The organism is Nocardia sp. NPDC058176 (assembly GCF_042883805.1).
Classification (GTDB): domain Bacteria; phylum Actinomycetota; class Actinomycetes; order Mycobacteriales; family Mycobacteriaceae; genus Nocardia.
Window position 1 is genome coordinate 774,534 of sequence record NZ_JBHVVA010000002.1, and the last position, 14,104, is coordinate 788,637.

Sequence of the window (14,104 nt, forward strand, 5' to 3'; positions counted from 1 at the left end):
GGTGGGCCGCATGGGCCCGGGGCGCCGCAAGGCCAGGGCACACCTCCGGCACCCGGCTCACCCCAAGGTTCCGGCGCACCTCAGGGCTTCCATGGCCCAGGCGCTCCACAGGGCCCCGCCAGCCCACAAGGTCCGGGTGCTCCGCAGGGCCCCAGCGCTCCGCAGGGCCCCGGCACTCCGCAAGGCCCCGGCGGTCCCCAAGGCCCCGGCGGGGCACAAACCCACAGCGGGCCACAAGGGCCCGGTGGGCCACAGGGCTCCGGTGGGCCGCAGGGCTCCGGCGCTCCGCAAGGGCCCGGCACTCCGCAAGGCCACGGCGGGCCACAAGGCCACGGTGCTCCACAAGGCCCCGGCGCTCCACAAGGCCCCGGTGGTCCGCAAGGGCCCGGCGGTCCGCAAGGCCCCGGCGGACCGCAAGGCCCCGGCGGACCGCAAGGCCCCGGCGGACCGCAAGGGCCCGGTGGTCCGCAGGGGTTCGATGAGACTCTGCCTTCGTCGCAGCGGGGACCGGATGGCCCGCCTCGGCAGTCGGCCTCGGCGCCGTCTCCCGCCGATATCCAGCCGACCCGCCCCGCGGAGCAGGTGGCGGAGCGGCAGCGGCAGGTGGCGCCGCCGCAGCGGATCGATGCGCCGCAGGTGGGTGGACCGGGGGAGGCCGGGCCGAAGCGGTCGAAGCGGTGGTTGTTGGCGGTGGGTGGCGCCGCGGTGTTGGTGATCGCGTTGATCGTGACCGTGGTGGCGCTGATGACCGGTGGGGACAATTCGCCGGAGGGGCAGGTGCGGACCGCGATCGGGGAGTACACCGACGCGTTGCGTGGCGGCGATCTCGAGGCCCTGCGGTCGAGCACGTGCGGGCAGCTGCACGAGTTCTATCAGGGCATCACCGCCGAGGAGTTCAACGGCGTGCACCAGCTCTCGACGGAGGAGGGTTCGCTGCCGATCGTCGCGAGCGTGGACGCGGTGCGGATCACCGGCGACACCGCCCTGGCCGAGGCCACGGTGTACACCGAGAGCGACGCGGAACGGACCGCGCGCACGTTCGACCTGGAGCGCACCGACGGCACGTGGAAGGTCTGCGACCCCACCGCCGCCACCCCCTGACGCCGCTGACCCGTCATACCGGACACCCTGTCTGGTATGACGGGTCACACATAACTGGTGATCTGAATAGGTGACCAGTATTATTTTCCGGATCATGAGCAGGGAACAGACAGCGTCGCAGCCGGACATCGAAGCTGTGGTCCCGGATGCGACGCTGGTGGGCCAGCGCTTCGGCTTCCGCGATCACTATGAAGTCGGCCGCGAGAAGATCCGCGAATTCGCCAGGGCCGTGCAGAACGCGCACCCCGCCCATCAGCAGGAAGTCGACGCGCGCAAGCTCGGCTACGAGGGCGTGATCGCCCCACCGACCTTCGCGTCGGTGATCGGCATGAGCGCCACCAGGGCACTGCTGGACACCGTCCTCACCGAGTACGACCTGTCCCAGGTCCTGCAGACCGACCAGGTCTTCGAGATCTTCCGGCCGATGCTGGCCGGTGACCGGATCAGCACCGAGATCGAGGTCGAGTCGATCCGCCAGTTCGGCGACAACGACTTCATCAACGTCGGGTTCAAGCTGATCAACCAGCAGGGCGAGATCGCCGTGCAGGGCACGACCACCATCGTGGCCCGCCGCGGCGTCGAGGTCGACCCGAACATCGTCGACGCCGTCGAGAACATCAGCATGCACCCGCGCCCCGCGACCGTCGCCGGGATCGACACCACCGATGTGCTGATCCGCCGCACCGGCCCGGCCCCCGTCGCTCCCCCGCGCGAGTTCGTCCCCGTGCACACCACCCCCGAGTTCGACTCGCTGGTCAAGGGCGGCGAACTCCCCACCGGCTCCGCCCGCCTGACCCGTGGCGACCTGGCCAACTACGCGGGCGTCTCCGGCGACCCGAACCCGATCCACTTCAGCGATCGCGCGGCCGAACTCGCCGGCCTGCCGACCGTCGTCGCGCACGGCCTGCTCACCATGGGCCTGGCCGCCCAGTACCTCACCGACTGGCTCGGCGACCCCACCGCGATCGAGAAGCTGGCCGTCCGCTTCTCCGGTTTCGTGCCGGTGCCGCCCACCGCGGCGGGCGAGATCCAGTTCTCCGGCAAGATCAAGTCGATCGACACCGACCGCCGCGCCGCGACCGTGCTGCTCAGCGGAATCTCCGAGGGCCGCAAGCTCTTCGGCCGCGCGGTCGCCGAGATCCGCCTGACCTGATGGACAACCGGGCTACGCGACGGCGATGAAGGTCAGGATCGTCGACCCCACCCGGATGACGTCCCCATCGGCCAGCAGCGCCCCCGAATCGATCGGTGACTCGTTCACATAGACCCCGTTGGCGGAGTGCAGATCCTTGATCAGCAGTCCGGCCCGGCTGGGCATGATGTGCGCGTGGTACCGGCTGGCCTTCGGATCGTCGAGGACCAGTTCGTTGTCGGTCATCCGCCCGATCCTGATGCCGCCGTGCGGAATCGGGATGGTGCGTCCGTCGGCGAAGCGCAGATTGCCGTTGCGGATCGAACGCGGCACCTCGGTGACGGTCTCGGTCATCGCCGCGGCCAGCTGCTCGGATCGCTTGGCGGCCACCACATTCAGCGGCTCCTGGCGCAGCACGCGCTGTTCCAGCTCGATCAGCGCGGCACCGGGATCGATGCCGAGTTCCTCGGCCAGCACCGACCGCACCCGCCGGCAGGCTTCGAGCGCGTCGGCCTGGCGACCGGACAGATACAGCGCGGTGATCAGCTGCCCCCACAGCGGCTCGCGCAGCGGATGTTCGTTGGTCATCGAGACCAGCTCGCCGATCACCGAAGACGCGCGCCCGCAAGCGATCTCGGCATCCACCCGCGCCGAAGCGGCGAGCAGACGCTCCTCGTTCATCGCGGTCGCGAAACTGTCGGCGAACTGCAGCCCGACCAGATCGGCCAGCGCCCGCCCGGTCCACTCGCGCAGCGCCACACCGAACAGATTGGCGGCCCCGGGATGGTCGCCGACGTCCAGGCAGCGCGATCCGGCTTCACGCGCGTTCTCGAAACGACCGAGATCGCAAGCGGTATCGGGGATTTCGAGCCGGTAACCGGCGCCCTCGGTGCGCAGGATCTGTGCCGAGTCGAGACCGGCGTTGCGCATCGCCTTGCGGATGTTGGAGACGAACACCTGCAGGCTGGCGGCGTAGGAATCCGGCGGATCCTCGTTCCACACCATCTCCGCGAGCACGGCGGAAGACACCGCGCGCCGTCGGTTGACGGTGAGCGCGGCAAGCAGAGCGCGCGGCTTGGGCCCGCCGACCGCCACCGGCTCACCGCCGACCAGCAGTCGAACGGGCCCGAGCACACGGACATCAAGACTCATGAGCTCGGGCCCCGTTTGATTGTTGCGAAAGGCCGATCAGGAACCGCTGACGGAACGACCGGCCGACTTCAGATCGTTGCAGGCCTCGACGACGCGCTCGGCCATCGAGGTCTCGGCCTTCTTGAGGTAGCTGCGCGGGTCGTAGACCTTCTTGTTGCCGACCTCGCCGTCGACCTTCAGCACACCGTCGTAGTTGCTGAACATGTGACCGGCGACCGGGCGGGTGAAGGCGTACTGGGTGTCGGTGTCGACGTTCATCTTCACCACACCGAAGCGCAGCGAGTCCTCGATCTCGGACTTCAGCGAGCCCGAACCACCGTGGAAGACGAAGTCGAACGGCTGCGCGTCGGAGCCGAGACCCAGCTTGGCCGCCGCGACGCGCTGACCCTCGGCCAGCACCTCGGGCCGCAGCACCACGTTGCCCGGCTTGTACACGCCGTGCACGTTGCCGAAGGTGGCGGCGAGCAGGTACTTGCCGTTCTCGCCGGCGCCGAGCGCCTCGATGGTCTTCTCGAAGTCCTCGGGCGAGGTGTAGAGCTTGTCGTCGATCTCGGCCTCGACACCGTCCTCTTCACCGCCGACGACGCCGATCTCGACCTCGAGGATGATGTTGGCGGCCTTCGAGAGCTTGAGCAGCTCCTTGGCGATCTCGAGGTTCTCGTCGATCGGGATGGCCGAGCCGTCCCACATGTGCGACTGGAACAGCGGGTTCTGGCCGTTGTTCACGCGCTCCTGGGAGATCGCGAGCAGCGGACGCACGTAGGTGTCCAGCTTGTCCTTGGGGCAGTGGTCGGTGTGCAGCGCGATCGTCACGTCGTACCGCGCGGCGACCACGTGCGCGAACTCGGCCAGCGCGACCGCGCCGACGACCATGTCCTTCACCCCGAGGCCGGAGCCGAACTCGGCGCCACCGGTCGAGAACTGGATGATGCCGTCGCTGCCCGCGTCCGCGAAGCCCTTGATGGCGGCGTTGATCGTCTCCGACGAAGTGCAGTTGATGGCCGGGAATGCGAACGAGTGCGCCTTGGCCCGGCCGAGCATCTCGGCGTAGACCTCCGGAGTCGCGATAGGCACAGCAGTGACCTCCGTGTGTGGGGAGCGAAAAACCAATTCTGTCAGGCCACACCCTAATTTAGAAGACAACCGTCGGCGCACCCGGTTCGCGGAGAGCACCGGGATCACCGCGCTCGGCTGGTGTTCGCGGGACCGACCGGTACTGTGGGGGCCGTGACTTTGCTGGCGGTATCCGATGCGTGGACGAGCGGCGAGTCCACCGTGCCGACGAACGAGGCGCACTGATCGCAGTGACCGCAGTACCGACGACACTTGCCATGGGCACCTTCGATCCACTGATCTCGGCCGGACCCGCGCTGATCTGCACTGTTGTGCTCGTCTTCGTCTTCCTCGAGTGCGCGTTCATCATCGGGTTGTTCCTGCCCGGCGACTCGATGCTGATCACCGCGGGCATCGTGCTGGCCTCCCACGGCAGCGGCGAGACCCTGGTGTGGGGGTTGTCGGTGGGTGCGATGGTGGCCGCGATCGTGGGCAATCAGGTGGGTTACGCGATCGGGCAGCGCACCGGTCATCACCTGGTCGCGCGCAAGAACGGCCGCTACATCAACACCGAGAACCTGGCCAAGGTGACCGCGCTGCTGGAACGGCACGGCTTCTTCGCGGTGCTGGTGGCCCGCTGGATCCCCTGGGTGCGCACGCTGTGCCCGATGGTCGCGGGCGCGGCCGGGATGGATCACAAGCGGTACACGATCGCCAGCACGCTGGGCGCGATCATCTGGGCGCCGGTCCTGCTGCTCATCGGCTACTACGCCGGCGGGTTCCTCCAGCGGGTGCCGTGGTTGCTGCCCGGGGTGGTCGGGATTCTGATCGTGGGCCTGGTGATCGGCACGATCTTCGGTATCCGGCAGTACCGCCAGGAGATGGCGCGCCCGGCCGAGGACTTCGACGTCGAACACGCGCCCGGCGTGCCGAGCGAAGCCGAGCGCTGAGCCTCACAACCCCGCTGCGGTGACCTGGTAGGCGGCTTCCATCAGCATCCAGCCCGACAGCTGCACCGACAGGTCGCGCTCGGGCACCGCCGAGGCCGTCACCGAACCGCCCGGGGTGAACTTGCCCGCACCGGCCGTGCCGCCGGGTAGTCGCGCCGGTTTGCTCCAGTCGTGCCCGAACAGCGGCTCACCCTCCACCTCGAGCCGGTTGGCCCAGGCGGCGGTGGCCGAGGCCTTGACGATGGCGGCGGCCACCCGCCGGTCGGCCTCCTGCCGTTTGCCCTCGCCGGGCAGCATCAGCGCGACCACCGCGAGATAGCGGGCCAGGATGCCGTTGAACAGGCCGCCGTCGCCGCCACCGCCACCGGTGATCACCAGCCGCTTCGTCATGTGTTCTTCCACCGCGGCCAGCAGGCTGCTGACCCGCTCGGCGTGGCGGTCGTCGTCGGTGTGCACGGCCAGTTCGGCCTCCAGCCCGAGCACGACGCCCTGGCAGTAGCTGAACACCGGACGCTCGATCTCGCCGGAGGGCAGGTGGATGCCGTCGAGGATCAGCCCGGATTCGGGATCGCGCAGGGTGGCGTCGAGCCAGTCGGCCATCTCCTGCGCGCGTTCGACCCGGCCCAGCCGCAGCAGCGCGATACCCGCCGGACCGTTGGCCGGTGCGTTGAAGAAGTCCGACCTGAGCCGCCACGGGATGCCGCCGCCGGTCTCGGGGTCCCAGGCGCCGTAGAGCTGCTGTTCGAGGGCGATGAGGCCGCGGCGGGCCTCGGTGAGTTCCTGGGTGCGCTCGGCACGTTCCAGGGCGATCGCCAGCCAGGCCATGTCGTCGTAGTAGCGATTGGTCCAGCCGGTGATGTTGCGCATGCGGTGGGCGCGGGCGATGGCGCCGATCCGCCTGCGCCGCGCGGGGGTGGGCACCCGGTTGGCCGCGTCGACCGCGACATCGAGCAGATGGGCCTGCCACCAGTAGTGCCAGCCGACGAACGCGCGCTCGCGCCGGGTGGCCGGCCAGCCGACGACGCCCAATTCCGTTCCGGGACAACCCCACAGCGTGCGCAGGTGCCGGGAGATGATCGCGGACTCCGCCATGTCGGCGCGCTCGGACCACAGCGCCGGAGTCGGCACAGCTCCGGCACGATCCATGGGCTGTGGGCGCCGTCCCCTGGGCGAGGTCATGGGTCCATGGTGCCAGTACGGACCCCTTTTCCGCGCCCGTTCTGTTACCGATTCGACATCGTAGTTTTCGGCACGCGGAGAACTACCAGGCCAGGGACAGATCCGCGTGTTGCCGGATCCAGGCGTGCATGGCGATTCCGGCCGCGACACCGGCGTTGATGCTGCGCGTCGACCCGAACTGGGCGATCGAAACGGTCAGTGCCGCTGCGTTTTTCGCGTCGTCGCTGACGCCGGGGCCCTCCTGCCCGAACAGCAGCAGGCAGTCGCGGGGCAGTTGCGCGGTCTCCAGCGGGACCGCGCCGGGCACATTGTCGACCGCGACGACGGTCAGTCCCGCGTCGGCGGCGAACGCGCGCAGCTCGGCCAGGTCGGTGTGGTGCACCAGGTGCTGGTAGCGGTCGGTCACCATGGCGCCGCGCCGGTTCCAGCGCCGCCTGCCGACGATGTGCACCGCCGCGGCCGCGAAGGCGTTGGCGGTGCGCACGACCGTGCCGATGTTGGCGTCGTGACCGAAGTTCTCGATGGCCACGTGGAACGGGAACCGGCGCGCGTCGATGTCGGCGACGATCGCCTCGCGGGTCCAGTACCGGTACGCGTCGACCACGTTGCGGCGGTCGCCCTCGGCCAGCAGCACCGGGTCGTAGCGCTCGTCGGCGGGGACGGGGGTGCCGTACTCCTGCTCCCATGGGCCGAGCCCGTGTGGATGCTCGCCCCATTCGGTCGGCCCAGGACCAGGCGCTTCGGGCGATTCCACTGGCTCACTCACGCCGAGAATGCTAGGTGGACGCCGCCTACGCCGATGCCCCGGCCGCCCCGATCACGATGAACACCACGGCGAGGAGCCCGATGAGCAAGGTGAAGCCGAGTACGGCACTGCCGATGACGCCCATGATGTAGCCCGCGTTCGCCGCCGACCGGCCGCCGACCTGCCCGCCCGAGGCGTCGATCTCCGCCAGAACCCTGCGGCCCTTCAACCAGGCGAACGGCGCGCAGAAACCGCAGAACCCGACGCCGAGGGCACCGAGGATCAGCACGAGGGTGGCTTCGGGGTGATCCGGCGGCTTCATGTACACGGGATAGCCGGGATAGCCGGGCGGGGGCGGACTGCTCATGCGCCGAATCGTAGCCGGGAACGACGTCCCGAGCGGACCGGTGGATTCGGCCGTGGCCGGGTCAACCCTGCTCGCGCAGCGGCTCCGGATGCGGTTCGCGCAGCGGCACCGAGGGCGCGGGCTCCGGTGAGGGCAGCGCGACGATCGGCAGGCCGCGGCGCAGGGTCCGCTGCCAGCGCAGCGGGTCGAAGACGGCGGGTTCGGTCTCCTCGATGAAGGTGCGGATCAGCTTCACGAACCGGTCGGGGTCGTAGTGGTGCGGGAAATGGCCGGCGCCGGGGAAGATCGCGATCCGGCTGCCGGGGAAGGCGCGGTGCGCGCGGCCCGCGTGCCCGGACGGGATCACGGTGTCGCGGGTGCCGCCGATGACCAGCGTCGGCAGGTGCGCGGCCAGGTAACCGCGGTCGAGCATGGTGATGGTCTGACCGCGGCGATCGGCCGCCGCGCGGATGGTGCGCAGGAAGGCGTTGCGCGCGCCGGGCTCGGCGAGGTGACCGTAGAGGCGGAGCACGTATTCGGCGTCGGGCCCGAGACCGAGCCCGCCCAGCGCCGTCACCAGCGGAATCGAGGTGCGCACCGCGGTACGCACCGGCCAGCTGGTGATCGCCATCAGCGCGGGACCGGCACCGGCCAGGGTCGCGAGCCGGAACGCCGGATGCACGCCCGCCCCCATCCCCGCCGGACAGACCAGCGCGATCCGCTCCACCTTCTCGGGGAACTGGTAGGCGAACTGCATCGCGATGCCGCCACCCAGCGAATGGCCGACCACGGTGATCCGGTCGATGCCGAGCACGCTGAGCAGATCTCGCATCCCGTTGGCGTAGGCCGCCACGGCGTAGTCGGCGCGGGGCTTGTCGGATTCACCGTGCCCGAGCAGATCGGGCGCGATGACGGTGTAGTGCTCGGCCAGCGCGTCGAACACCGGCGCCCAGGTCCCCGAGCTGTCGGTGATCCCGTGGATCAGCAACAGCGGCGGCCCCGACCCCGCCATCCGATAAGCACGGCGGTACCCGTGCACCTCGATGAACTGCACTTCCCCGGTCATCTCCGAAGGGTGCGCGGCGGGTGTTGCCCACGGAAGACAGTTGGGTTAGCGCTCTGTGACAGCGCGTATCAGACACCGTCGCGGCGGGCGCCGACCGCCGGGTCGGTCAGCAGGTACTGCGCTGCCGCGTAGGTCGCCAGGATGACGCCCTCACTGATGCGGCGGGTGCGGTCGTCGCGGGCGAAGAGGCGGCGCAGGACGATCAGGCCGTCGGAGACGGTGAACAGCAGGGCGCCGAGGCCGAGGCGGCTGCGCGGGTCGCTGTTCGGGATGTTCAGTCCCGCAATGTTTTTCGCACCAGGCGCGAGGCCGGGGTCGGAGGCCAGCGTGGCCGCCGTGCCGAGGGTGGCGCCGTAGGCGGTCAGCGGGAGGGCCAGCACCGGCGCCTTGGCGCGCAGCAGACCGGCCGCGCCCGCCCAGGCCAGCACGCGCGGCACGGCGATCTCGGGACGCGGGCGGGCACCGCGGCGCCACCACAGCACGGAGTAACCGGTCTGCATCACCGCGAACGACGAAGCGCCCGCGATGAGGCGGCGGTCGTCGTCGGGATCGATCAGCAGCACGTCGCCCACGGTGGCCGCCGCGAGCGAGCCGAGCAGGATCCGGCGCTCGGTGGGATCGAGGTCGACGCCGCTGGTCACGGTGTCGGCCGCCAGCAGCGGCATCAGCAGTGGCTTGGCCACCCATTGGAGCCGCTCGCGGCCGGTGACGGCACCGAAAACGGTGACCGCCGCGGCCGCGAGATAACCGGCGCGAAGCGCACGCACGTCAGAAGCTCGGTTCCTTCGGGGCGGGCGGCAGGGTGACGACCTGGCCCGCGTAGCTCAGTCCGGCGCCGAAGCCGAGCAGCAGCGCGAGCTGACCGCCCTTGGCCTTGCCGGTCACCAGCATCTCCTCGATGGCCAGCGGGATCGAGGCGGCCGAGGTGTTGCCGGTGTTCTCGATGTCGTTGGCCATCGGGATGCCCTCGGCCAGGCCGAGGTTCTTCTTCATCAGCTCGTTGATCCTGGCGTTGGCCTGGTGCGGGACGAAGATCTCGATGTCCTCCTTGGCCACGCCGGAGTGCTCCAGTGCCGCCGAGAGCGCGCGCGGTAACGTCACCGCGGCCCAGCGGAAGACCTTCGGGCCCTCCATCCGCAGCGACATCTGGCCCACCGGCTCCACCTCGGGATCGGTGCCCTGCAGCTGCTGGGCGCGATGCTGGAAGGCCAGGAAGTCGATGTTCTGGGCGATGGCTTCGGCGTTCTCGCCGTCGCTGCCCCACACCGTCGGGGAGATGCCGTTCTCCTCGGCCGGGCCGACGACGACCGCGCCCGCGCCGTCACCGAAGATCATCGCGGTGCCGCGGTCGGACTTGTCGAGGCCGACGGTCATCGTCTCCGCGCCGATCACCAGCACGTACTCGGCCGAACCGGCCCGGATCAGGTCGGCGGCGACGCCGAGCCCGTAGCCGAAACCGCCGCAACCGGAGGTGAGGTCGAAGGCGGCGACCCCGTTGAGACCGAGGTCGGAGGCCACCGAGGGCGCGCCGTGCGGGGTGAGCTTGAGCCAGCTCGAGGTGCACAGGATGACCGCGCCGATCACGCTGCGATCGATCGGGGTGTTCTTCAGCGCGCGCTCACCGGCGGCCGCGGCGATCGAGCGGATCGTCTCGTCACCGCTGATCCAGCGCCGGTTGTGGATACCGGTGCGCTCGAAGATCCACTCGGGCGTCGAGTCGAGGGTCTCGCACACCTCGGCATTGCTGACGATGCGCTGCGGGCGGTAGGCACCGATCCCGAGCATCGCAACATTGTCGCGACCTTTGTTTACTGCAATGCTCACCACAGGTGACTCACACGTCCTTCAGACTTTCCGGACGACAACGTCGTCGTCCGCGCTTGGCGCTGTTCAGGCTAGCTCAGGGCAAGGTCGTCGAGCCCGAGGATGGATCGATATTCCAGCCCCTCGGCGGCGATCACCTGGTCAGCGCCGGTTTCCCGGTCGACGACGGTGGCGACGCCGACCACGATCGCGCCCGCGTCGCGCAGCGCGCGCACCGCGGTGAGCGGCGAGTTGCCGGTGGTGGTGGTGTCCTCGACGACCAGCACCCGCTTGCCGACGACATTGGGGCCCTCGATCTGGCGCTGCATGCCGTGTGCCTTGGCCGCCTTGCGCACCACGAACGCGTCGATCGGGCGGCCGGGGGCGTGCATCACGGCCATCGCGACCGGATCGGCGCCCATGGTGAGCCCGCCGACGGAGTCGAAGTCCCAGTCGGCGACCAGCTCGCGCAGCAGCGAACCGATCAGCGGGGCCGCCTGGTGGTGCAGCGTCGCGCGGCGCAGGTCGACGTAGTAGTCGGCCTCCTTGCCCGAGGACAGCGTCACCTTGCCGTGCACGACCGCGAGCTCGCGCACGAGCGCGGCCAGCCGGTCGCGATCGGCGGTCGTGAGCGCCTGACGTGCCTGGTCGATCATCAATTAAGTCCTTCCGCGTGCGTTGAACAGACCGCGATTCAAGCGGGTCACCAGGGTCCGCGGGACGAAGCCCGCCACCGCGGTGAGCACCTTGTACTGCACGCCGGGCACGCTGATCACCCGACCGGAGTCCAGATCTTGCAAGCACCCGTCGACGACCTGGTCGACGTCGAGCCACAGTCGCTTGGGCAGCGAGCTCATCTCGATGCCTGCGCGCTCGTGGAACTCGGTGTGCACGAACCCGGGGCACAGCGCCTGGACGCGGACACCGGTGCCCGCCAATCCACCCGCCAACCCTTCCGAGAAGGATACGACGTAGGACTTGGAGGCCGAATAGGTCGACCCCCGTCCGGGGATCAACCCGGCCACACTGGCCACGTTCACGATCGATCCGGAGGCCGCGGCGATCATCGACGGCAGCGCGGCCCTGGTCAGTTGCAGCACCGAGGTGACGTTGACGTCGAGCTGGGCCTGCAGCTCGGCCGGTTCCAGCGTCCAGAACTCCCCCGAGTGCGCGAAACCCGCGTTGTTGACCAGGAACTGGATGCCGGCGGCGGCCCGGTCGGCGACGCGGGCGCGGTCGTCGTCATCGGCGAGGTCGGCCACGAGCACCTCCGCGGAGGTGGCGTAGCGGCGGCCGAGCTCGTCGGCGAGTGCGCGCAGGCGCTGCTCGTTCCTGGCGACGAGGACCAGGTCGTAGCCGAGGGCGGCGAGACGGTGGGCGAAGCCCTGCCCGATGCCGGACGTCGGTCCGGTGATCATGGCGACGGGGCGGAGCGCGCCGGGCAGGCGTGAGGAACTATCGGTCATCGCTGGTCGATTCCGGTCGACGGGAAGATGCCGCGGCGACGTTCACCGCGGCACGGGATCACTTCGGGACGGGGCCCTGGTACGGGCGGAAGCCGGGGTGGAACGGTCCGCCGGGCTGATCGGAGTCCTCGTCGCCCTCGGCGCCGACCGGGCGCGGCGGCTCGACGCGGGGACGCGGCTCGGGCACCACGGCCAGCGACGGGCGCCGCGGCGGCTCGCCGAGCGGGCGACGGCCGGGCGCCGGCTGATCCTCGAACTCGGGATCGTCGAGATCGGGATCGAAGTCGGGCGGGTAGGACGCGGTGCGGCCGATCGGCGCGCGCTCGTCGTAGTCGTCGCCGGGCTCGGTGGCCGAGGCGCGGGCGGGGCCACGACCGAACGGCGGCTCGTCGTCGAAGTCGGTGGCCGGGGCCGGGGCACGGCGGCTGAACATCGATTCGTCGTCGAAGTCGTCGTCGGGCTCGTCCAGTTCGTCGGGGCCGGGGAAGCGGGCACGGCCGCGCTCCTCGACCTCGGCGGCGCTGGGGCGGGCACCGAACCCGTCGCGCTCGTCGTCGTCGTATTCGTCCCGGAAACCCGAGACCTGCGGCGGCAGGTCGGAACTCGAACGCGGGCGGGTGTATTCGCTCGGCTCGGCCACCGGCGGCAGCACGTGCAGCAGGCCGGACAGGCGAAGGACCGCGTCGATCGCGGTCTCCCAGTCCTTGGGTCCGCTGCCGACCGGGAGCATGCCGAGGGTCCAGTTGCCCTCGCTCCACAGCATCTGCACGGTGTCCGACAGCGACTCGATGAAGCCGACCATCCGCTGATCCACCGCGTGGCGGGCGATCTCGGGGTCGGTGGCGAACACGACCCGGTCACCGATCGCGCCGAGCAGTTCCAGATCGTGGTCCTTGGGCGGCGAGGCGGTCTTGAGCCGCATGTCGACATCGATCTCGGAGCCGATCTGGCGGCGCACGGCCACCAGGGTCGCCGCATCTTCCAGGTCGAAGAGCACGAACTTCTCGCCCTTGCGAATGCCGGAGACCACGTCGACCGCCGAGAGGTAGCCGAGCTTGGCCAGGGCGCCACGACGCCACGTCGAGGCGAGCGCGGGCTCCACCGACACATAGGTGTAGCCCTGGGACTTCGCCCACACCTGGCGGGCGTGCCCGGTCCGCTGTCGCTGGACCCGATCGAAATACAGCAGTACGACCGCACCCACGAGTGCGATCGCCGCCAACCCGAACCACATAGCCGTCATCGTCGCCTAGCCTATCCAGCCGTCGCCGTGATTGCCCGGTAGCACCGGGGATTCGACGCGCGGGTCGCTCATCGGGGGCCGCCCGGTAACGCCGTACTGATGATGATCTTGGCGTGGATCGACCCGTCTGGGTTCTTGTCGCCCTGCACCATAACCATGTCGCCGACGGGCAGGTCGGCCGCCTTCGTGCTGGTCAGCGAGATCACCTGGGTGGCATCGTCGATCAGCACCCGCACGGTGGACCCGCCGAGGGTGCTCATGGTGATCTCGGAACCGGAATTGGCGGTGATGCTGCCCATGGTCGCACCGAGATCCTCACCGCCACCGAGCCCGGGCAAGCCGGGCAGGCCGCTGGTGTCCGGCGGCGTGTTCGGTGACGGCTGCTGCGTGACCGGCGGGGGCAGCAGCACACTGCTCGGCGGCGGTGCCGCCGTCTTGTCCTCGCCGGAGTCGCCGAGGCCGAGCACCAGCCCGCCGAGCACACCGGCGACGGCGATCAGCGCGAGCACCGCCAGGCCGAGCATGATCCACAAACCGGTGTGCCGCTTCGGCGGTTCGCCCTGGTCACCGTCCTGTGGCCGCGGTGGATAGCCCGGCGGCGGTGCGCCCGGATGGCCGTACCCGTAGCCCGGTGGCGGTTGCTGCGGTGGGGGCTGTTCTACGGGATAACCACTTTCATAGGCACCCCATTGCGCGTCGTGCGGCGGTAGTGCCCGGGTCGGATTCGACGGTTGCCCCCACTCGTCGAATCCGCCGCCACCGTACGGCTTGGTCGATTCCGTGCCCGGCGAACCCAACCGTTCGGTCGGCGAATCCTCCGGGCGTTGCCCCCACGGATCGTTCGGGTTCGTCATGACCCCCAGCGTAG

At 69.9% G+C, this 14,104-nt stretch carries 15 protein-coding genes; 3 read left to right on the forward strand and 12 right to left on the reverse strand.

Annotated features, from left to right (window positions below):
- Positions 1-582: 582 nt before the first annotated feature.
- On the forward strand, positions 583-1,101 hold the full coding sequence (locus ACFVVM_RS16170) for a hypothetical protein (protein ID WP_387618192.1): 519 nt from the start codon (positions 583-585) through the stop codon (positions 1,099-1,101).
- 94 nt (positions 1,102-1,195) lie between these two features.
- Positions 1,196-2,254 (forward strand): fused (3R)-hydroxyacyl-ACP dehydratase subunits HadA/HadB, encoded by a 1,059-nt coding sequence (locus tag ACFVVM_RS16175; protein ID WP_387618194.1) that lies wholly within the window; start codon positions 1,196-1,198, stop codon positions 2,252-2,254.
- Between the two features lie 12 nt (positions 2,255-2,266).
- Here the strand turns inward: ACFVVM_RS16175 and ACFVVM_RS16180 are convergent, their stop codons facing one another.
- Together ACFVVM_RS16180 and fbaA are read right to left on the reverse strand one after the other, a co-directional pair.
- Positions 2,267-3,385, reverse strand: a complete 1,119-nt coding sequence (locus ACFVVM_RS16180) for a BTAD domain-containing putative transcriptional regulator (protein ID WP_387618197.1) — start codon at positions 3,383-3,385, stop codon at positions 2,267-2,269.
- Between the two features lie 36 nt (positions 3,386-3,421).
- Entirely contained in the window at positions 3,422-4,459 is a 1,038-nt protein-coding gene (gene fbaA / locus ACFVVM_RS16185; RefSeq protein ID WP_387618200.1) for a class II fructose-bisphosphate aldolase, read from the reverse strand.
- 257 nt (positions 4,460-4,716) lie between these two features.
- Between fbaA and ACFVVM_RS16190 the strand changes: the two genes are divergently transcribed.
- On the forward strand, positions 4,717-5,388 hold the full coding sequence (locus ACFVVM_RS16190; RefSeq protein WP_387619243.1) for a DedA family protein: 672 nt from the start codon (positions 4,717-4,719) through the stop codon (positions 5,386-5,388).
- Positions 5,389-5,391: 3 nt separating this feature from the next.
- On the opposite strand, the gene ACFVVM_RS16195 is transcribed toward ACFVVM_RS16190, so the two are convergent.
- The 10 genes from ACFVVM_RS16195 to ACFVVM_RS16240 all read right to left on the reverse strand — a co-directional run bounded on the left by ACFVVM_RS16195 (position 5,392) and on the right by ACFVVM_RS16240 (position 14,090).
- Positions 5,392-6,480 carry a glycoside hydrolase family 76 protein gene (locus tag ACFVVM_RS16195; protein WP_387619246.1) on the reverse strand — a complete coding sequence of 363 codons (1,089 nt, stop codon included), beginning with the start codon at positions 6,478-6,480 and terminating at the stop codon, positions 5,392-5,394.
- Positions 6,481-6,649: 169 nt separating this feature from the next.
- On the reverse strand, positions 6,650-7,333 hold the full coding sequence (locus tag ACFVVM_RS16200) for a TrmH family RNA methyltransferase (RefSeq protein WP_387618202.1): 684 nt from the start codon (positions 7,331-7,333) through the stop codon (positions 6,650-6,652).
- A 25-nt stretch (positions 7,334-7,358) separates the two neighbouring features.
- Complete coding sequence (locus ACFVVM_RS16205; protein ID WP_387618205.1) at positions 7,359-7,679, reverse strand: DUF4190 domain-containing protein; 321 nt, start codon at positions 7,677-7,679, stop codon at positions 7,359-7,361.
- Positions 7,680-7,740: 61 nt separating this feature from the next.
- On the reverse strand, positions 7,741-8,724 hold the full coding sequence (locus ACFVVM_RS16210) for an alpha/beta fold hydrolase (protein WP_387618208.1): 984 nt from the start codon (positions 8,722-8,724) through the stop codon (positions 7,741-7,743).
- Between the two features lie 68 nt (positions 8,725-8,792).
- A complete protein-coding gene (locus tag ACFVVM_RS16215) occupies positions 8,793-9,491 on the reverse strand; it encodes a lysoplasmalogenase (protein ID WP_387618211.1) in 699 nt (232 codons plus the stop codon).
- Position 9,492: 1 nt separating this feature from the next.
- Positions 9,493-10,551: a beta-ketoacyl-ACP synthase 3 gene (locus tag ACFVVM_RS16220; protein WP_387618214.1), complete on the reverse strand. Its 1,059-nt coding sequence runs from the start codon at positions 10,549-10,551 to the stop codon at positions 9,493-9,495.
- A 68-nt stretch (positions 10,552-10,619) separates the two neighbouring features.
- Positions 10,620-11,183 carry an orotate phosphoribosyltransferase gene (pyrE, locus tag ACFVVM_RS16225; RefSeq protein ID WP_387618217.1) on the reverse strand — a complete coding sequence of 188 codons (564 nt, stop codon included), beginning with the start codon at positions 11,181-11,183 and terminating at the stop codon, positions 10,620-10,622.
- Positions 11,184-11,186: 3 nt separating this feature from the next.
- On the reverse strand, positions 11,187-11,993 hold the full coding sequence (locus ACFVVM_RS16230; RefSeq protein ID WP_387618220.1) for an SDR family NAD(P)-dependent oxidoreductase: 807 nt from the start codon (positions 11,991-11,993) through the stop codon (positions 11,187-11,189).
- A gap of 58 nt (positions 11,994-12,051) precedes the next feature.
- Entirely contained in the window at positions 12,052-13,236 is a 1,185-nt protein-coding gene (locus ACFVVM_RS16235; RefSeq protein WP_387618222.1) for a hypothetical protein, read from the reverse strand.
- A gap of 68 nt (positions 13,237-13,304) precedes the next feature.
- Positions 13,305-14,090 carry a DUF5666 domain-containing protein gene (locus ACFVVM_RS16240; RefSeq protein ID WP_387618225.1) on the reverse strand — a complete coding sequence of 262 codons (786 nt, stop codon included), beginning with the start codon at positions 14,088-14,090 and terminating at the stop codon, positions 13,305-13,307.
- Between the last annotated feature and the right edge of the window lie 14 nt (positions 14,091-14,104).